Consider the following 18,492-nt stretch of genomic DNA (forward strand, 5'->3'; position numbering starts at 1 on the left):
CGGGCGTTCAGCTCAGGACGAAGCCGACGACGTACCCGAGGGCGTTCAGCGCCCAGTGGAGTCCCATGGGAGCCAGCAGGCTGCCGCTGCGCCGCCGCAGTTCGCAGAGGACGACACCGCCCGCGGCGGTGAAGAGCACGGCGGCCGCGACGGCGAGGACCGCGCCGGGCCCGGAGTCCCCGAAGACGCTCGTCAGCGCCGGTTTCGCGGCGGAGAGGTGGAGCGACGGGAGGACGTGCCACAGGCCGAACAGCAGGCTCGACACCGCGGTCGCCCACACCGTCCCCCGGGCCCGCCGCACAAGCCCGTAGAGCACTCCGCGGAAGGCCACCTCCTCGACCAGGACCGTGCCGAGCGGCACCGTCACGAGGACCCGCACCGCCAGCTCGGACCCGGTCATCCCCGCGTACCGCTGGTCCTCGAAGAGGGAGCGGGTGGCCGGCACCAGCACGCCGACCACATAGACGGCCGCCACCAGCCCCATCAGGACCGACGCCCACCTGGCTCCGCGTGCCAAGGTGCCCGGAGCCAGACCGGCGTCCGCGAGGGTGCCGCCCGCCCAGCGCAGGATCGCCAGGAGCAGGGCGGTGACCGCGAGGGCCGCCAGCAGCCGCAGGGGCCCCGTCCAGTGGTTCAGGAGGACGTTGGCCGCGACGAGCACGGCGACGGCGAGGCCCACGGCCCACCGGAGGGGGACGGGCCCGCGCCACCGGCCCCGTGGCGGGGTGCGCGCGGAGCCGGGGTCGTGGTCCGGGCGCGGCTCGGCATCGCCCGGTTCGCGGGAGGACACAGGGCCGCTCCGTCCTGCGGCAGCGCCGGCGGGTCGTCTCGCCCCTCCCTCCCCACCACGCTACCCGGCACCCCCCGGCCACGCCCGGCAGCGTCCCCGGTGGCCGGCAGCGCCCCCGGTGGCCGGTACCGGCCACCGGGGGGGGCGCCCGTCCGGCAGAGCCGTCCGGTCGGGCCGATCCTGCCGGGCGGGTGTCAGGAGACGAGCCGGGTCTCCACCTCCCGCAGCTTCACCGTGCAGAGGCCCCCGCGTTCGGCCTTCACGTCGGTGACCTCCAGCTGGGTGCCGGGGGCGAGGATGTACTCCTCCTCTCCGGTGAAGGCGGAGAAGCTGCGGATGCCCACCGCCCGGGCCGGCGTCACCTCGAACAGGGTCCGCTTCCCGCGGCTGCCGAGGAAGGAGCGGGCCACGCCCAGCTCGGAGGTGCAGGAGGAGACGCCCCACCAGGTCACCGTCTCGCCCAGGGGGTACTGGCCGCGCAGGTCGAGGGCGACGCCGCGCCACAGCGGCTCGGTGCGGGCGGGGAGCGAGTCCACCGCCGCGAAGAGCAGCCGCAGGTAGGGCAGGTAGGGGACGACGCGGGCGCGGTCCGGGGAGCGGAGGACGGCGTTGATGTTCCGGTAGAAGCCCGACTCGCAGGTGTAGAGGAAGAGCGCGGCGATGGCGTCGGCGGAGAGTCCGCCGCCGGCCTGTTCGTCGGCGCGCCGCTTGCCGAACTCGCGGGAGCGGTCGATGTGCCCGCCGAGGCCGCGCAGCACCTCGGTGACCGGGGCGACGGCGTCTTCGAAGGACATCAGCGGCGTGTCGAGCACACCCGTGAGCGGGGGCAGGACGTGGCCCTCGTCGCGGACGCTGGTGAGCCGCTCCAGGTACAGCTGGTGGAGCTCCATGGTCGACGCGATGAAGGCCCCCATCCGGGCGGCGACGTCGCCGCTCTGGCCCCCGGCGCCGTCCCCGGCGGCGGAGCCCGTACCGGCACCGGCCGAGGGCTGGTTCCAGCCCTTGCTCGGCAGCCAGTCGATGGCGTCGGCACCGAGGGACATCAGGGCGTCGTTGACGGTGGCGAGGTGGTCGCCGTCGCAGAACAGGTCGCCCTGGGCCGCCGGGTTGGCGTGGTCGAGGTGGCGGACCTCGACGCCCGGGTACTTCTTCTCCAGCCGCTGCACCGTCCGCTTCAGGCTGCGGGCGTGGGCGCCCCACCAGGCGAAGACGACGCCCCGGTCCTCCGGGTCCTCGGCGTCCTGCTTGGCGCGGAGGATCTCCTCGACGATCCGCTCGGCGACGGGCTTCCAGAACCCGGTGTGCAGGTCGGTGCCCATGGCGCCGTCCGCGCTGGCGGTCAGCGAGGCGTTGAGGAGGAGGACGCCCTGGGTGAGCATGGCCTGGAACCACTCGGGCGGCTGGACCGTGTCCCGCTCCTTCAGGAGGGCCCGGACCTCGGCGATGGGCGTCTTCTTGACGATGCCGTACTTCCACATCGCCGCCGCCTTGATGAGGCAGCGGATGCTGACGACCCGTCCGAACTGGCTGTCCTTCCAGTCGTTGAAGGTGTTGTCGAACATCGCGATGCCGGTGGCGCTCTCCGGCCGCGGGTAGGGGTTCTGGCCGAAGACGACGACCTTCCACTGGTGCGGCGCGTGGGGCTTCAGCGCCTGGAAGGTCAGCTCGCGCACCGGGACGACCTGCGGGCTGCGACCCGGTCCGATGAACCGGTCCGCGTCCGGCCGGGCCTCGATGACGGGCTTCAGCACCGGCAGCCAGGCCTCTCCGCCGCCGGTGAAGAGCTCGGTGAGCGCCAGGGGGTCGTTCGGGTCGGGCTGGGGGGCGGCGGGCGTGGTCGCTTCGCTCATGGCGGGGGAACTCCCGGTGGTCGTCGATGGCGGGTCGGACGTGCCGGCGGCCGTGGCCCCGGCCCCTGTGCTGCCGGCGGCCGTGGCCCCGGCCTGTGCGGTGCCTACGGCCGGGTCCCCGGCCCCCGTGGCACCCGCGACCGGTCCGGCCTGCTCAGGCGCAGTGGGAACACCCTTTGGCAGCGGCTCCTTTGGCGAACCCTCCACCGGCAGCGGCTCCTTTGGCTGCTGCTCCTTTGGCAGACCCTCCTTTGGCAGCAGCCCCTTCGGGCGGCGTGATCCGCACCCGCGTCGTGTGCGGCCGCTGCTCGATGCCCGCGAGCTGGGCGGTGATGGTGGCGCGCAGCTCGTCGTCGTCCTCGAACCAGTGGTCGTGGAACAGGGTGTAGCCGGTCCACATCAGGTTGGCGCAGACCCGGGCCGGTACGCGGCCGGTGCGGGCGCCCATCCCCACGAGCGCCACCGACCGGATGCTGCCCGGCGCCTTCCGGTTCTGCCGGTGCACCGCCTGGAAGGCCGCCGCGCAAGCCATGGCGACGTTCAGCGTCTCGCTCACGTTCTGCGAGGAGGCGACCATCGTCGGGGTCGAGATGACGAAGCGCGGCACGGTCGCCCCCGAGGGGACGCACACGGCGCTGCCGACCGGCATGGTCCCGGCGAACCGGTCACGGATCGCCTGCTTCACGCGGAGCTGGATCCCGGCCCCCAGGTGGCGCTTGATCGCCGCGTCGACGCCGCCGTCCATCCGCCCCGCGGAGTTGGTCGGCGTGACCCAGGCGTCCACGTCCTCGTCGAGGATCGAACCCCGCCGGATCTCGATGCCGGGCACGTCGGCGAAGGCCGCCCGCCACGCCTCCACCACCCCCGCGCTGACATCCGTCAGTACCACCCGCAGCGCGGTGCCCACATGGCCGTGTGTCATCGAATCCCCCTGTCGGAACGATCTCCTGCAACACCTCCGAACCTAGTGGGCACCACTGACAACGGCCCTGTTCACAAGCTCGCCTCAGGCTCGGTCGGGCTTCCTGGCCATGACGACCACGCCCGGCCCCGTCGACTCGTCCGGCGGCAGCCGCAGTTCGGCCACGGGGCGCAGCCCGGCCTGCTCGACCAGCTCCACCAGTTCCTCCGGCCGCCAGCGGTGCGTCGTCCAGCGCACCCGCACGCCCCCGTACGCCTCGGTGCGGATCAGGTCGCCGTCCCCGACGTGGGTGGCGGTGATGAAGTGTCCGCCGGGCTTCAGCGCCCGCGTGAAGGAGGCGAGGACCTGCGGAAGCACGTCCCGGGGGAGGTTGAAGAGCGACCACCAGCCGAGCACACCGCCGAGGGACTCCTCGCCGAGGGCGAGTTCGGTGGCGGACGCGACCTCGAAGCGGCACTCCGGGTACAGCCGGCGCGCGTTCTCGATCATCCGGGGCGAGAGGTCCACCCCGGACACGTCGAGGCCGCGCTCGGCGAGGTAGCCGGTGACGGTGCCCGGCCCGCAGCCGACGTCGAGGACGGGGCCGAGGGCGCCGACGCTGTCGGCGAAGGCGTCGATCGACGCCTTGAGCCAGGGGTGGACGCGGATGTCGCCCATGCCGTCCGTCTGCATCATCCGGGCGTAGTTGTCGGCCACCCGGTCGTAGGACTCGCGTACCTCGTCGAGGTCGGCCGGGCGGTCGATGGGGTGTGCGTTCATCGGCACACGATAGGACAGTGGCCGGATGTCATGTGCCAGGGACATCTCTTCCGGCGAAAGCACCCCGCTCCCCGCACACTTGGTGTCTAGTGGAGGACGTCCGTGATCAACGACCAAGGGAGCAGTACGGATGGCGAGTGTGGAGACGTCTCTCAAGGAGGCCATGACCTCGATCGAGGGCAGTGTGGGGGCCGCGCTGGTCGACTACACGAGCGGCATGGCGCTGGGCACGCTGGGCGGGGGCAAGGACCTCGACCTGACCGTCGCGGCGGCCGGCAACACCGACGTGGTCCGGGCCAAGCTGCGGACCATGGACATGCTGGGCATCGACGACGGCATCGAGGACATGCTGATCACCCTCGGCAGCCAGTACCACCTCATCCGGCTGCTCAAGAGCCGGGGTGCCAACGGCCTGTTCCTCTACATAGTCCTGGACAAGGGCAGGGCCAACCTCGCGATGGCCAGGCACCAGCTCAAGCGCATCGAGGCGGAGCTGGAGCTGTAACCTCGTCCCGATTCCCGGCTCCGCGCGCCTACTACTTGAAGAAATCTTCAAGTCGGCACATCTGAAAGTGATCAGTCGAGGGCGCGCGGGAGCCGGGACGCGGGAGAATGGCCGCCGTCCGTCGATCGAGGATGATCAAGGATTGGGCAGGTCGGGCCGATATTGTCCGGGCAGGTCGATCCGGGGGGAGTTGTCGTCGCATGCAGGTGCCGCTGTACCAGGCCAAGGCGGAGTTCTTCCGCATGCTCGGGCACCCCGTCCGGATCCGGGTGCTCGAACTGCTCCAGAACGGCCCCCTTCCCGTACGCGAGCTCCTGAAGGACATCGAGGTGGAACCGTCCAACCTCTCGCAGCAGCTCGCGGTGCTGCGCAGGTCGGGCATCGTCATCTCCATCCGCGACGGCGCGACCGTCAGCTACGCCCTGGCCGGCGGTGACGTGGCGGACCTCCTGAAGGCCGCCCGGCGCATCCTCACCGAGCTGCTCGTCGGCCAGCGCGAGCTCCTGGAGGAGCTCCGTCACGCCGACGGCGCGGCCGTCCCGCACCCGGTGGGAGATGATGGGGTCGCAACGACGGACGACGAGGTCAGGAGCGTGCATGGCACTGCGGGTGCACCAGCCCCGTGAGGACGCGGAATTCGATTTCATCCTCCGGATGAGCGGAGTCCCCGTCCTCGCGTACTTCATCGGCACGTGGCCCAAGGCGATCGAGCCCTGCCGGGCGATGGATGTCGTCGTGGGCGAGCTCGCCGACGCGTACGCGGGCGGCCTGACGGTCGTCCGCACCGACATCACGCGCTGCCCGGACGCCACCAAGCGGCACGAGGTCGCCGGCGCCCCGTCGTACGTCCTCCTGAAGGACGGGACGGCCGTCGCCCGCGGCACGGGACCGATGTCCCTCGGCGCACTGCGGGAGCTCGTCGACCCCCACCTGTGAGCGGGCCGCGGGACCCGGTCAGCTCGCCGGCGCGGCGGCACCCGACAGACGGGTGAAGGCGGCGGCCACGTCGGCGGTGCGGGCGAGGTCCATCAGGGCACGGGCCATGACCGGGCCCGGGTCGCGCGCGAGGGTCACCAGGCCGACGGGGACGGACCGGGAGGGGCCGGCCATCGGCACCGCCCGCATGCCGCTCGGCACGCCGAAGACGTTCAGCCAGGCGGAGGGCACGATGGTGGCCCAGCGGCCCGTGCGGACGTGGGCGAAGAGCGCGGCCACCGAGTCGGTCTCGACCCGGGGCGACGGGCGCAGCCCTTCCTCGGCGAACACCTCCTGGAGCACCTGCCGCCCCTGCATGGCCTCGTTCAGGAGGCAGAGCGGCAGCCGGGACGCCTCCGCCCAGGTGGCCTCGGAGCGCCGGCCGAGGCCGTCGGCGTAGGAGTCGTCGGTGAGGAGCACGTACCGCTCCTCGTACAGGGGGACCGTCCGGAAGCCCTCCCGGAAGCGGCGCAGATACGTCACTCCGGCGTCGATCTCGAAGTTCTGGAGCTGCCGCAGGATGTCCTCGGACCGCAGATCCGCTCTCACCTCGACGGTGACGAGCGGGTGCAGGGCGCAGAAGGGGCCGGTCAGCTGGGCGACCGCGCCCGAGGCGGTCGGGATCGCGCCGATCCGGAGCCGGCCGCTGAGCCCGGTGCGCAGGGCGTCCACCTCGCTCTTCAGCGAGTCGCGGTCGGCCAGGATGCGCTGCGCCCAGACGACGATCCGCTCGCCCTCCGGGGTCAGGCCCTCGTAGGTGCGGCCGCGCCGCACCAGCGATACGTCGAGCTCGTCCTCCAGTTTCCGGATCGCTTCGGACAGGGCGGGCTGGGAGACGTAGCAGGCCTGCGCGGCGCGGGCGAAGTGGCGCTCACGGGCGAGGGCGACCAGGTACTCGAGTTGGCGGAACAGCACTCCTCGGGTTTATCCGAACGCCGGTCGGAACGCCAACACTGCCGTCGTGTCGGTCCGCGCACCTCCTCACGGCTCGGGGGTGATCCGATCTTCGCCCGTGTAGACGTTCATCGAGGCGCCCCGCAGGAAGCCGACCAGGGTCAGTCCGCTCTCCGCGGCGAGGTCCACGGCGAGCGAGGACGGTGCGGAGACGGCGGCCAGCATCGGGATGCCGGCCATGACCGCCTTCTGTACGAGTTCGAAGGAGGCGCGGCCGCTCACCATCAGCACGGTGCCGCGCAGGGGGAGCATGCCGGAGCGCAGGGCGTGGCCGACGACCTTGTCGACGGCGTTGTGCCGGCCGACGTCCTCGCGCAGGCACAGCAGTTCTCCGCCGGGGCCGAAGAGGCCGGCCGCGTGCAGCCCTCCGGTGGCGTCGAAGACCCGCTGGGCCGCCCGCAGCTTGTCCGGCAGCCCGGTGAGGAGCGCGGTGCCGACACGGAGGGGGTCCTCCGCCACGGACCACCGGGCGGTCGTGCGGACGGCGTCGAGGCCGGCCTTGCCGCACAGGCCGCAGGAGGAGGTGATGGAGAAGTTCCGCTCCAGCGTGGCGTCGGGGGCGGGCACGCCCGGGGCGAGTCCGACGTCCACCACGTTGTAGGTGTTCCCCCCGTCCGAGGTGGCCCCGGCGCAGTAGCGGATTCCGGTCACGTCGGCGGCGGTGTGCACCACCCCCTCGCCGGCGAGGAATCCGGCCGCGAGGTCGAAGTCGTCGCCGGGCGTCCGCATCGTCACGCTGAGCGGGCGTCCGCCGACCCGGATCTCCATCGGTTCCTCGACGGCGAGGGTGTCGGCGCGGTGCGAGGGGCCTCCGTCCCGGACCCGCAGGACCCGCCGCCTGGTGGTCACGCGTCCCACGGCGTCCCTCCCCGCGGTCCGGCGGCCGTCGCTCCGGCGCGCTCGGGGGCCGGTTCCAGGCGGATGAGGACGCCCTTGGAGGTGGGGCAGTTGCTGATGTCGGCGACGCTGTCCAGCGGGACGAGGACGTTCGTCTCGGGGTAGTACGCCGCCGCGGAGCCCCGGCTGGCCGGGTAGGCGACGATCCGGAAGCCCTCCGCGCGGCGCTCCCTGCCGTCGTGCCAGACGCTCACAAGATCGACGAGGTCGCGGTCGGCGAGGCCCAGCTCGGTGAGGTCGTCGGGGTTGACCATGACGACCCGGCGGGCGTCGTGGATGCCGCGGTAGCGGTCGTTCGGCGCGTACCAGACGGTGTTCCACTGATCGTGCGAGCGGAGGGTCTGGAGGAGCAGGTGCCCCGGGGGGATGTCGGGCATGGTGAAGTCGTTGCGGGTGAAGACGGCCTTGCCGCTCGGGGTGGGGAAGACCCCTTCGTTGACCGGGTTGGGCAGGTGGAAGCCGCCGGGCACGGCGACCCGGGCGTTGAAGTCCTCGAAGCCGGGGACGACGCGGGCTATCCGGTCGCGGACGGTTCCGTAGTCGGCCTCGAACTCCTCCCAGGGGATGTCCGGGGTGGTGCCGAGGGTGCGGCGGGCGAGCCGGCTGACGATCGCGACCTCGCTGAGGAGGTGCGGGGAGGCGGGCGGCAGCTTGCCCCGGGAGGCGTGGACGTCGCTCATCGAGTCCTCGACGGTGACGAACTGCTCGCCGCCGGCCTGGATGTCACGGTCGCTGCGCCCGAGGGTGGGCAGGATGAGGGCGGTGTCGCCGCAGACCGTGTGGGAGCGGTTGAGCTTGGTGGAGACGTGGGCGGTGAGCCGGCAGCGGCGCATCGCCTCCTCCGTGACGGCGCTGTCGGGTGTGGCCCGTACGAAGTTCCCTGCGACGCCGAGGAAGACCTTGGCCCGGCCCTCGTGCATGGCGCGGATGCCGTGCACGGCGTCCAGGCCGTGGTGGGCGGGCGGGGTGAAGCCGAACTCGCGGCCGAGGGCGTCGAGGAAGGACGGGGGCATCCGCTCCCAGACGCCCATGGTGCGGTCGCCCTGGACGTTGCTGTGGCCGCGCACCGGGCAGACGCCGGCGCCGGGGCGGCCGATGTTGCCGCGGGCCATGAGGAAGTTGACGATCTCGCGGATGGTGGGCACGCCGTGCTTGTGCTGGGTGACGCCCATCGCCCAGCAGACGATGACGCTGCGGGCCTTCAGGACCCGGGCGAACAGCTCGTCGATCGCGTCGCGGGAGAGGCCGGTCGCGGCGAGGACGTCGTCCCAGGAGACCTTGCGGGCGTGTTCGGCGAACTCCTCGAAGCCGATGCTGTGGGTACGGATGAAGTCGTGGTCGAGTACGGTGCCGGGCGCGGCGTCCTCGGCCTCCAGGAGCAGCCGGTTGAGCGCCTGGAAGAGGGCGAGGTCGCCGCCGGCGCGGATGTGCAGGAACTGGTCGGCGAGGGGGGTGCCGCGGCCGAGGATGCCGCGCGCCTTCTGCGGGTGCTTGAAGCGCATGAGGCCGGCCTCGGGGAGCGTGTTGACGGCGACGACCTGTCCGCCGTTGCGTTTGGTCTCCTCCAGGGCCGACAGCATCCGGGGGTGGTTCGTGCCCGGGTTCTGTCCGACGACGAGGATCAGGTCGGAGCCGTGGATGTCGTCCAGGGAGACGCTGCCCTTGCCGATGCCGAGCGTCTCGCCGAGGCCGTAGCCGCTGGACTCGTGGCACATGTTGGAGCAGTCCGGGAGGTTGTTGGTGCCGTAGGCACGGGCGAGGAGCTGGAGAAGGAAGGCGGCCTCGTTGCCCAGGCGCCCCGAGACGTAGAAGAGGGCCTCGTCGGGCGAGTCCAGTGCCGTGAGCTCGTCGGCGAGCAGACCGAGTGCCTCGTCCCAGCCGATCTGCTCGTAGTGGGTGGCGCCCGGCCTCTTGACCATCGGCTCGGTGAGCCGGCCCTGCTGGTTGAGCCAGTAGTCGGACATGCCGTCGAGCTCGGCTATCGAGTGCGCGCGGAAGAAGTCGCGGGTGACGCGGCGCGAGGTGGCCTCGTCGTTGATGTGCTTGGCGCCGTTCTCGCAGTACTCGTTCCGGTGCCGCTTGCCCGGCGCGGGCTCCGGCCAGGCGCAGCCCGGGCAGTCGATGCCCTCGGCCTGGTTGATGTTGAGCAGGGTCAGCGCGGTGCGACGCGGCGAGGTCTGCCCCAGGGAGTACTCCAGCGCGTGCGCCACCGCGGGCAGCCCGGTCGCCCACGTCTTGGGCGGCGTGACCTTGAGGTCGTCGACCGGGTCCTCGATACTGCGGCTCATCTCGCGTACGCCTCATTTCGGGATAGGTGCGCGGACACGCGCGGAATTCAGCTTCGCGACGATCCGGAGGCGGCGTCAAAGAGGGGCCTCCGATGACCTGAGAGGTGCGGCCGATCATCCGCCTCGGGACCGCTCTGACCTGCGAGGACGAGCGCGATCGACCGATCCGATCAGCCCGTCGGATTCCCGCTCGGCGAAGGTCCGCTCGTCGAATTCCCGGACGGCGTTCCCTCAAGGCGCTCGTCAGCCCGGGGACGGCTCCTCACCGCGCGAGAACTGATCGTGAGCGGGGGATTTTTCCGGGTGTACAGCGGGAAGTCACGGGACGGTCGTGGAGCGGTGGCTCTCGGGCGCTCTTCTTGGGGCGCTCGGCGCCGGGCCTCGGCCGGTGTTCCGCCCGCCGGTCCGCTCGGCGCCCTGTCCTGTCAGCCCGTCGCATCCGCTCCAGTCCAGGAGGACCACTCCCCCATGGCCGACCTCGATCGCCGCAGGTTCCTTCAGCTCGCCGGTGGTGCCGTCGCGTTCAGCGCACTGTCCGAGTCCATCGCCCGAGCCGCCGCCATCCCCGCGCAGGGGGCCACCGGCACGCTCCAGGACGTCGAGCACATCGTCGTCCTGATGCAGGAGAACCGTTCCTTCGACCACTACTTCGGGGCGATGAAGGGCGTCCGCGGATTCGGCGACCCCCGGCCGGTCACGCTGCCCAGCGGGAAGTCCGTGTGGAACCAGTCCGACGGCTCGAAGGTGACGCTGCCCTTCCGGCCGGAGAGCGCCAAGCTCGGGATGGAGTTCCTCCAGGGGCTCAACCACGACTGGGCCGGCGGCCAGAAGGCGTTCAACAAGGGCAGGTACGACAACTGGATACCCGCCAAGACCAAGGCGACGATGGCGTACCTGACCCGGGACGACATCCCCTTCCACTACGCCCTGGCCGACGCGTTCACGATCTGCGACGCCTACCACTGTTCGTTCATCGGCTCCACCGACCCGAACCGCTACTACCTGTGGTCGGGCCACACCGGCAACGACGGCACGGGCGGCGGCCCGGTCCTCAACAACGCCGAGGCCGGCTACGGCTGGAAGACGTACCCCGAGCGCCTGGAGGCGGCCGGGGTCTCCTGGCGGGTCTACCAGGACATCGGCGACGGCCTGGACGCCGCCGGCCACTGGGGCTGGATCAACGACGCGTACCGCGGCAACTACGGCGACAACTCGCTGCTCTACTTCAACACCTACCGCAACGCCCAGCCCGGCAACCCCCTCTACGACAAGGCCCGCACGGGCACGAACGCCAAGGCGGGCGAGGGCTACTTCGACCGGCTGCGCGCCGACGTGCAGGCGGGGCGGCTGCCGCAGGTCTCCTGGATCGCGGCGCCCGAGGCGTTCTCCGAGCACTCCAACTGGCCGTCCAACTACGGCGCCTGGTACATCGCGCAGGTCCTCGACGCGCTGACGTCCAACCCCGACGTGTGGGCGCGCACGGCGCTCTTCATCACGTACGACGAGAACGACGGTTTCTTCGACCACGTCGTCCCGCCGTACGTCCCCGCCTCGGCGGCGCAGGGCCTGTCGACGACCCCCACCGCGCTGGACCACTTCCCCGGGAAGACCGGGTACGTCGCCGGGCCCTACGGCCTCGGGCCGCGCGTCCCGATGCTCGTCGTCTCGCCCTGGTCCACCGGCGGCTACACCTGTTCCGAGACCTTCGACCACACCTCGGTGATCCGCTTCATCGAGCGCCGCTTCGGCGTCCAGGAGCCGCAGATCTCGCCCTGGCGGCGGGCCGTCTGCGGCGATCTGACCTCGGCCTTCGACTTCACCCGCGCGCAGACCCGGCCGGTCGCGCTGCCGCCCACCAGCGGCTACTACCCGCCGGACCGCGACCGGCACCCCGACTTCCCGGCCACCGCCCCCGCCGTCGGGACGATGCCCCGCCAGGAGCGCGGCTCCAAGCCCACCCGCCCGCTGAAGTACGCCCCGTACGTGGACGGCTCCGCCGACACCGCGGCCGGCACCTTCCGCCTCGCGTTCAGCGGCGGGCCGTCCGCGGGCGCCCAGTTCCACGTGACCTCGGCGAACCGCACGGACGCCCCCTGGACGTACACGGCGGAGGCGGGCAAGTCGATCGCGGACACCTGGAACACGAGGTACTCCGGCGGCACCACCGACCTCACCGTGCACGGCCCGAACGGCTTCCTGCGCCGCTTCCGCTCCCCCGGCAAGACGGCCGTCCCCGAGGTCACGGCCCGCCACAACGCCGCCACCGGCGCCCTCGACCTCACCTTCACCAACGCCGGACCGACGACGACGGTGACCCTCACCCACGTCTACGCGGGCGGGCCTCGGACGCTGACGGTGGCCCGGGGGGCGACGGTCACGCACACGGTGCCCCTCACGGCCTCCGGCCGGTGGTACGACCTCACCGTCACCTCGGCCGCGCACGCCGACTACGTCCGCCGCCTGGCCGGACACGTGGAGACGGGCGCGGAGGGAGTGACGGACCCGGGGATCCTCACCTACTGACGCCGGGTCCACGGGCGCCGTGGCCGGGTCGCTCACGCGTCACGGCGCCCGGAGTCGCCCCGGCGTCATGGCGCCCGAGGTCACTCCCGCGCCCCGGCGCCCGAGGTCACTCCGGCGCGACGGCGCCCGGCCGGGTGCGGAAGGTGCGGCGGTAGCTGTCCGGCGGCACCCCCAGCGTCCGGTTGAAGTGCCGGCGCAGGGTGGTGGCGGTGCCCATGCCGGTGGCCGTGGCGATGGCGTCGACGCCGTCGTCGGTTCGCTCCAGGAGTTCCTGGGCGCGGCGGATCCGCTGGGCCAGCAGCCACTGCAACGGGGTTGTGCCGGTCGCCGCCCGGAACTGGCGGGTCAGCTGGCGCGAGCTCATGCCGGCCCGGCGGGCGAGGTCCTCCACGGTCAGCGGACGGTCGAGGCGTTCGACGATCCAGGGGAACAGGGCGGTCAGCGGACGGTCGTCCTGGTCCGGCACCGGCGCGGTGACGAACTGCGCCTGGCCGCCCGAGCGGTGCGGCGGCACGACGAGCCTGCGGGCGACAGTGTTGGCGACCGCGGAGCCGTGGTCGAGACGGACCACGTGCAGGCACAGGTCGAGCGCGGCGGCCTTGCCCGCGGAGGTGAGGACGCTGCCCTCGTCCACGTAGAGGACGTCCGGGTCCACCTCCACCGCGGGGTGGCGGGCGGCCAGTACGTCGGTGTGGGCCCAGTGGGTGGTGGCCCGCCGGCCGTCCAGCAGCCCGGCCGAGGCGAGCACGAAGGCGCCCGTGCAGAGGGAGACGATCCGGGCGCCCGCCGCGTGGGCCGCGCGCACCGCGTCGACCAGTTCGGCGGGCGGATCGGCGTCGACGTCGGCCCAGCCGGGGACGATCACGGTGTCGGCGTCCCGGAGCCGGTCGAGTCCGTGGTCCGGTGCGAGGAGGAACGGCCCGAGGGGGACGGGGCCGGGTCCGCAGACCGTCAGGTCGTACCAGGGGACAGTCACCGCGTCGGGGGCGGAGCCGAACACCTCGTGGGCGACCCCCAGTTCGAAGTGCAGCATGCCGTCGGTGACGGCCAGGGCGACGGAGGTCATGTCCGAAAGTGTACGGGGCCCGTCGTTTCCGACACTCACGGTTGCGCGTTCAACCATTCCAGGATGGTCGCAGCCGATACGGACAAGGGCACAGCACGACGAAGCCCAGGAAACGGAGAGACCTCATGGCAGCGGGACAGACGGTGACGGTGTACGGCGCCTACGGCCACACGGGCCGGTTCGTGGTGGCGCATCTGCGGGAGCGCGGGTTCGTCCCGGTCCTGGCCGGGCGCGACCAGAAGAAGTTGGAGGCACTGGCGGAGGAGTACCCCGGCCTCGCCGTGCGACCGGCGGCGGTCGACGATCCGGCGGCGCTCGACCGGGCGCTGGCCGGTGCCGGCGCGGTCGTCAACGCCGCGGGGCCGTTCGCGACGACCGCCGCACCGGTGATCGAGGCGGCGCTGCGGGCCGGGATCCCGTACGTCGACGTGGCGGCCGAGATCGAGGCCAACGCCGACACGTTCACGCGGTTCGCGGACCGGGCGAGGGCGGCGGGCGCGGTGGTCCTGCCCGCGATGGCCTTCTACGGCGGCCTCGGCGACCTGCTGGCCACGGCCGCGCTGGACGGCCGCTCGACCGCGGACGAGGCGCACATCGCGTACGGGCTCAGCGGCTGGCAGCCCACGGAGGGGACGCGGCTGGCCGGGAAGGTGTCGGCGGAGCGGCGCGGCGGTCGCAGGGTCCGCTACGCGGACGGACGGCTGGAGTACCACTCCGACGCGCTGCCGACCCTGACGTGGCCGTTCCCCGAGCCGATGGGACCGCGGTCCGTCGTCGGCGAGTTCACGATGGCCGACGTCGTGACCATCCCGAGCCACCTCTCCGTCCCGACCGTGCGCACCTACATGTCCACGGAGGCGGCGGGCGGGGTCACGGGCGCGGACACCCCGGCCCCGACGGCGGTCGACGAGAGCGGCCGGTCCGCGCAGACCTTCCTGGTGGACGTCGTGGTGCGCTCCGGCGGTACGGAACGGCGTGCCGTCGCCACCGGCCGGGACATCTACGCCGTGACGGCGCCCCTCGCGGTCGAGGCGGTGCACCGTATCCTCACCGGCCGCACCCGCACGACGGGTGTCGCCTCCGCGGGCGAGCTCTTCGACGCGGCGGACTTCCTGGACTCCCTCGCCGCGGCCGGCCACGTCACCTGGGAGAAGGGGGAGGAGAGCGCCGCGGCGACCGCGCCGGCGGGGGTGTGACGCACCCCCCGCGCGCGGCGGACCGGACCGGGTCAGCGGGTGTCCCTGAGGTGGCGCAGGTAGGTGGCGGTCAGGGAGACGGCACGATCGTCGTCCTCGGCCAGGTCGGCCAGGGCTCGGGAGGCGACGGGACCGGGGATGTCGGCGAGGGCCTGGGTGAGGCGGCCCCGGGACGCGGGCGTGGTCGCGGGATCGGCGAGACGGGCGACGAGCCGGGCCGCGAGGGCGTCCGCCGTTTCCGTGGCGGTGCCGCCGACCGTACGGGAGCGGTCGGTGGGTTCGTCGGAGGCACCGGGGTCGCCGGTGGCGTCGCCGGCGGCACCGGAGTCTCCGGTGGCATCGTCGACGGCGCCGGAGTGGCCGGTGGCCAGGGTGGCGAGTGCGTCGGCCGCGTCGGTGTCGTTCCTGCCGTCCACGACCATCGCGACGAGCTCCGGGATCGCCTCGGCCGCGCCGCGGGTGCCGAGGGCCAGGGCCGCCCGGCCGCGTACCACCGGGTCGGAGTGGTCGAGGGCGTCTCGGAGCCGGTCGGTGGCCTCATCGCCGGGGAGCACGGCGAGGGTACGGACGGCCCGCTCGCGCACCTCCGGCGACGGCGAGGCGAGGGCGCGGGCCAGGAGCGCCGGGCCGCCTTCTCCGGAGCGGACCAGCGCCCAGCGGAGGGCGCCGGCGACGTTGGTCTCCTTCTCGCCGAGCGCGGCCTCGACCAGCGCCTCCACCGGTACGGGGACCTCGTCGGCCGACGACAGGGCGGCCCGCTGCCGGATGTCCTTGCTGGCCGAACCGAGCGCCTGGAGGAGCGCGACGACCTGGAGGGCGTCGTCCCAGCTGGCGGGCTCGGCGGCGTCGATCCGGCGGAGGCGGGTGAGCAGTTCGGTCTCGGCCGCGATACGGGCGCGGGTCTGGTCCATGAGGTCGCCGACCAGCTGCGCGGGGGTGAAGCCGGGGTCGTCGAGCGCGCGGCCGATCTCCCGCAGCGAGAGCCCCAGCGAGCGGAGGCTCTCGATGTGGAAGATCCGCCGGATGTCCTCGTCCCGGTACTCCCGGTAGCCGGAGCCGGTGCGGCCCGAGGGCCGCACCAGACCCAGCGACTCGTAGTGCCGGAGCATGCGGGCGCTGACGCCGGAGCGCCGCGCCACCTCACCGATCAGCACACCCAGGTCCTCCCGCTTTTCTCAGCACACCCGGGTCCTCTCGCTCTTCCGGTGCCCACGGTTCCGTCCGGGCCGGAGGACCTGAGGGTGTCGTGTCGACCGGGCCGGGCTCGCCACGCCGCCCTCTCGGCACGACACGACACGACACCGTCTAGTCTCCCGCCTGCCCGGACCCGCCCAGCGCCACGACGCGCTTCGCCTCCTCGATCGCGTGCGCGAAGCCGGTGTCGGGGTCTTCGAGGATCCGCTCGGTGGCGAGCGCGTGCGCGCGGACGCCCGGGTCCGGGTCCTTCGCGGCCGCGCTCAGGACCGGCAGGATCGCGTCGCCCAGCTCGATCAGCGCGCGGCTGAGGCTGAGCTGCGTGTCCTGCCCGCCGCGGCCCAGCTGCGTGGCCAGCACCTCGGCGAGGGCGGCCTCCTCCCCGTCCGGGACGAGCAGCGCCGACGTCCGCCACGCGGCCCGCGCCACCTCGTCGTCCGCGTCGGTCAGGTGCCCGCGCGTGATCGCGGGCCATGCCTGCCGGTCCCCGATCTTCGAGAGCGTGTGCAGGGCCTGGCTCCGTGCCTGTGCCCGCTCCGAGCGGAGCTCCTGGAGCATCCTGGGGAGCGTCAGGTCGACGGGCAGCCGGATCAGGGCCCAGGTCAGCATGTCGCGGACGAAGAACTCGGGCTCGACCGCGCACCGCTCGACCAGGGTGTCCACGAGCCGGGCGTCGGGCTCCGTGCCTGCCGCCATCGCGGCCCTCAGCCGCACCGACGACCGCCCGTCCTCCAGCGCCCGCTCCACCCGCCGGAACTCCGCGTCCCGCTCCTGCTCCGTCATGGTCATCGGGACCACCTCCTCGTCCGGCAGTCAAAGGCTTGTCACCGTGTCAAGGTCAAGCGGAGCCCTCCCGCGCCGTCACGGCGCCCCCGCGATCCTTGCGGCGGCCTCCTTCCACGGCACGGGCTGCTCCGCCGCCCGATCGTCCTCGTCGGCGTCCTCCCGGTACCACCCCGTACCGGCGAGCCAGGTCTCCAGCCACCCGGCCAGACCGGGGGCGTCGAGGAACCAGGCGTCGGCGGCGTCGTCCCCCAGCACGTTCGGCTCGAAGAGCAGCACCGTGCCGTCCTCGCCCCTGCAGTCGACGGCCGCGCACATCCCGCAGCCCCAGTCCAGCACCGGCAGGACCTCCTCCGGCCAGTACGCGACCTCCTCCCTGGCCGACGCCGCCCGCTCGGCGGCGTACTCGCCGACCACCGTCCTCCCCTCGCCCGTCAGCGGGAGGAACTGGTAGTCGGGGCCGAAACCGCCGTTGGCCACCTCCTGATACAGGCGCGCGAGCAGCGGCGGCAGCCGGAACCCGAGCGCGCGCTCCGCCGCGGCCACCTCCTCGGGGCTCAAGGCCGGGGGCAGCGGGCCGGAAACCCGGCGCGGCCGGGCGGCCACCCGGGCGACGAGCTCGTTCACATCGGTCATGCGGACGATCGTGCCAGGCCCCTCTGACACTCCCTCACAGTCCGCTCGGGTCATCGCCTCCATCGTCGCCTCCGTCACCGACGGCCTCACGGGAAGAGGCGGCGGCCGGGAGGAGTTGACCTTCGTGACGTCGCACGGCGAGACGAAGGAGCGGTCATGGCGGGAGCGTTGGTCATCGGTGCGGGACCGGGGATCGGGCAGGCGGTGGCACGCCGCTTCGCGCGGGAGGGGCTGCCGGTCGGGCTGGTGGCCCGGACGAAGGAGACGGTGTCGGCGGCGGCCGAAGCCCTCGGTCCGCTCGGGGTGCGGGCACTCCCCCTCACCGCCGACGTCACCGACGAGGCGGGCCTGCGCGCCGCCCTCGACACCGCCGTCGCGGAACTCGGCGAACCGGACGTCGTGGTCTACAACGCGGCCGTCATCCGGCCCGACGCGGTCGGTGAACTCCCGCACCACGACCACCTGGCGACCTACGCGGTCAACGTCCTCGGTGCCCTGACCACCGCCGCCCACCTCCTGCCCGCGATGGCGCGGCGCGGCCGGGGCACGTTCGTCGTCACCGGCGGGATGCCCGAGATGAAGCCGCCGTACGTGAGCCTCTCGCTGGGCAAGGCGGGAGTGCGGGCCCTGGTCGAACTGCTCGACACCGAGTACGGCCCGTCGGGCGTGCACGTCGCCACGGTCACGGTCACGGGGGCCGTCGCGCCCGGGACGGCGTACGACCCCGACGACATCGCCGCGCACTACTGGCGGCTCCACACGCAGCCGAGCGGGGAGTGGGAGCGCGAAGTGCTCCACTGACCGCGCCGCGCCCGCACCGCGGCACCGGCCGACCTCCACCTAGCCCCCCGGCTGAGGCACCCCGTGAGCACGCTCGTCGCCGCCGGCGACAGGGACGGCACGGCATCGGCGGGCCCTCGCCGAGAGCCCGCCCGACCGGGGCGACACCGTGTTCGACATCGGCCGCGTCCCCCGTCGGAGGCAGCACGTTCCCGGAGCGGGCCCGGGACCTGGACGCCGCCGGGCGGGCGGGGCTCGTCACGGCCGGCCTCGGCCGGTTCCCGGACACCCCCGCCGGGCGGGCGCGGTTCGTCACCGTCGGCCTCGGCCGGGTCGCGGACACCACCGCCGCGATCGACGTGCGTCCGGCGGGC

At 73.0% G+C, this 18,492-nt stretch carries 17 protein-coding genes; 6 read left to right on the forward strand and 11 right to left on the reverse strand.

Going from position 1 to position 18,492, the window contains the following annotated elements:
- Nucleotides 1–7 precede the first annotated feature (7 nt).
- From ACFYT9_RS05940 to ACFYT9_RS05955, 4 genes are all read right to left on the reverse strand, one after another.
- The gene (locus tag ACFYT9_RS05940; protein WP_389161202.1) at nt 8–790 is read right to left on the reverse strand and encodes a CPBP family intramembrane glutamic endopeptidase; all 783 of its coding nucleotides are present in this window, start codon (nt 788–790) and stop codon (nt 8–10) included.
- 194 nt (nt 791–984) lie between these two features.
- On the reverse strand, nt 985–2,640 hold the full coding sequence (locus ACFYT9_RS05945; RefSeq protein ID WP_389161203.1) for an ADP-ribosyltransferase domain-containing protein: 1,656 nt from the start codon (nt 2,638–2,640) through the stop codon (nt 985–987).
- A 154-nt stretch (nt 2,641–2,794) separates the two neighbouring features.
- A complete protein-coding gene (locus ACFYT9_RS05950) occupies nt 2,795–3,562 on the reverse strand; it encodes a macro domain-containing protein (RefSeq protein ID WP_389161204.1) in 768 nt (255 codons plus the stop codon).
- A gap of 84 nt (nt 3,563–3,646) precedes the next feature.
- Nucleotides 3,647–4,321 (reverse strand): methyltransferase domain-containing protein, encoded by a 675-nt coding sequence (locus ACFYT9_RS05955; RefSeq protein ID WP_389161205.1) that lies wholly within the window; start codon nt 4,319–4,321, stop codon nt 3,647–3,649.
- A gap of 130 nt (nt 4,322–4,451) precedes the next feature.
- On the opposite strand from ACFYT9_RS05955, the gene ACFYT9_RS05960 reads away from it, so the two are divergent.
- The 3 genes from ACFYT9_RS05960 (at nt 4,452) to ACFYT9_RS05970 (ending at nt 5,762) form a co-directional block, all read left to right on the forward strand.
- On the forward strand, nt 4,452–4,826 hold the full coding sequence (locus tag ACFYT9_RS05960) for a hypothetical protein (RefSeq protein WP_376598120.1): 375 nt from the start codon (nt 4,452–4,454) through the stop codon (nt 4,824–4,826).
- A gap of 200 nt (nt 4,827–5,026) precedes the next feature.
- Nucleotides 5,027–5,452: an ArsR/SmtB family transcription factor gene (locus ACFYT9_RS05965; RefSeq protein ID WP_387276904.1), complete on the forward strand. Its 426-nt coding sequence runs from the start codon at nt 5,027–5,029 to the stop codon at nt 5,450–5,452.
- A complete protein-coding gene (locus ACFYT9_RS05970; protein ID WP_376598116.1) occupies nt 5,424–5,762 on the forward strand; it encodes a thioredoxin family protein in 339 nt (112 codons plus the stop codon). The genes ACFYT9_RS05965 and ACFYT9_RS05970 overlap by 29 nt, the downstream gene beginning before the upstream one ends.
- 18 nt (nt 5,763–5,780) lie before the next feature.
- On the opposite strand, the gene ACFYT9_RS05975 is transcribed toward ACFYT9_RS05970, so the two are convergent.
- The 3 genes from ACFYT9_RS05975 to ACFYT9_RS05985 form a co-directional block, all read right to left on the reverse strand.
- Nucleotides 5,781–6,716, reverse strand: coding sequence for a LysR family transcriptional regulator (locus ACFYT9_RS05975; RefSeq protein WP_389161208.1), 936 nt, complete (start codon nt 6,714–6,716; stop codon nt 5,781–5,783).
- A 66-nt stretch (nt 6,717–6,782) separates the two neighbouring features.
- Nucleotides 6,783–7,613, reverse strand: a complete 831-nt coding sequence (fdhD, locus tag ACFYT9_RS05980) for a formate dehydrogenase accessory sulfurtransferase FdhD (protein WP_389161209.1) — start codon at nt 7,611–7,613, stop codon at nt 6,783–6,785.
- Nucleotides 7,601–9,940 (reverse strand): FdhF/YdeP family oxidoreductase, encoded by a 2,340-nt coding sequence (locus tag ACFYT9_RS05985; protein WP_389161211.1) that lies wholly within the window; start codon nt 9,938–9,940, stop codon nt 7,601–7,603. The genes fdhD and ACFYT9_RS05985 overlap by 13 nt, the downstream gene beginning before the upstream one ends.
- Nucleotides 9,941–10,408: 468 nt before the next feature.
- Between ACFYT9_RS05985 and ACFYT9_RS05990 the strand changes: the two genes are divergently transcribed.
- Nucleotides 10,409–12,463: a phosphocholine-specific phospholipase C gene (locus tag ACFYT9_RS05990; RefSeq protein ID WP_389161213.1), complete on the forward strand. Its 2,055-nt coding sequence runs from the start codon at nt 10,409–10,411 to the stop codon at nt 12,461–12,463.
- A gap of 106 nt (nt 12,464–12,569) precedes the next feature.
- Here the strand turns inward: ACFYT9_RS05990 and ACFYT9_RS05995 are convergent, their stop codons facing one another.
- Nucleotides 12,570–13,529, reverse strand: a complete 960-nt coding sequence (locus ACFYT9_RS05995) for a helix-turn-helix domain-containing protein (RefSeq protein WP_387276892.1) — start codon at nt 13,527–13,529, stop codon at nt 12,570–12,572.
- A gap of 125 nt (nt 13,530–13,654) precedes the next feature.
- Between ACFYT9_RS05995 and ACFYT9_RS06000 the strand changes: the two genes are divergently transcribed.
- A complete protein-coding gene (locus ACFYT9_RS06000; protein WP_389161214.1) occupies nt 13,655–14,725 on the forward strand; it encodes a saccharopine dehydrogenase family protein in 1,071 nt (356 codons plus the stop codon).
- 32 nt (nt 14,726–14,757) lie between these two features.
- Here ACFYT9_RS06000 and ACFYT9_RS06005 read toward each other — a convergent pair whose 3' ends face one another.
- The 3 genes from ACFYT9_RS06005 to ACFYT9_RS06015 all read right to left on the reverse strand — a co-directional run bounded on the left by ACFYT9_RS06005 (nt 14,758) and on the right by ACFYT9_RS06015 (nt 17,338).
- On the reverse strand, nt 14,758–15,879 hold the full coding sequence (locus ACFYT9_RS06005; protein WP_389161216.1) for a MerR family transcriptional regulator: 1,122 nt from the start codon (nt 15,877–15,879) through the stop codon (nt 14,758–14,760).
- Nucleotides 15,880–16,030: 151 nt separating this feature from the next.
- Nucleotides 16,031–16,708, reverse strand: a complete 678-nt coding sequence (locus ACFYT9_RS06010) for a HEAT repeat domain-containing protein (RefSeq protein ID WP_387276886.1) — start codon at nt 16,706–16,708, stop codon at nt 16,031–16,033.
- A 72-nt stretch (nt 16,709–16,780) separates the two neighbouring features.
- Nucleotides 16,781–17,338 (reverse strand): SMI1/KNR4 family protein, encoded by a 558-nt coding sequence (locus tag ACFYT9_RS06015; RefSeq protein WP_389161218.1) that lies wholly within the window; start codon nt 17,336–17,338, stop codon nt 16,781–16,783.
- 156 nt (nt 17,339–17,494) lie between these two features.
- Between ACFYT9_RS06015 and ACFYT9_RS06020 the strand changes: the two genes are divergently transcribed.
- Nucleotides 17,495–18,139: an SDR family NAD(P)-dependent oxidoreductase gene (locus ACFYT9_RS06020; protein WP_387276882.1), complete on the forward strand. Its 645-nt coding sequence runs from the start codon at nt 17,495–17,497 to the stop codon at nt 18,137–18,139.
- Nucleotides 18,140–18,492: the final 353 nt, after the last annotated feature.

The sequence above is a fragment of the Streptomyces sp. NPDC004435 genome (assembly GCF_042873895.1).
GTDB lineage: Bacteria > Actinomycetota > Actinomycetes > Streptomycetales > Streptomycetaceae > Streptomyces.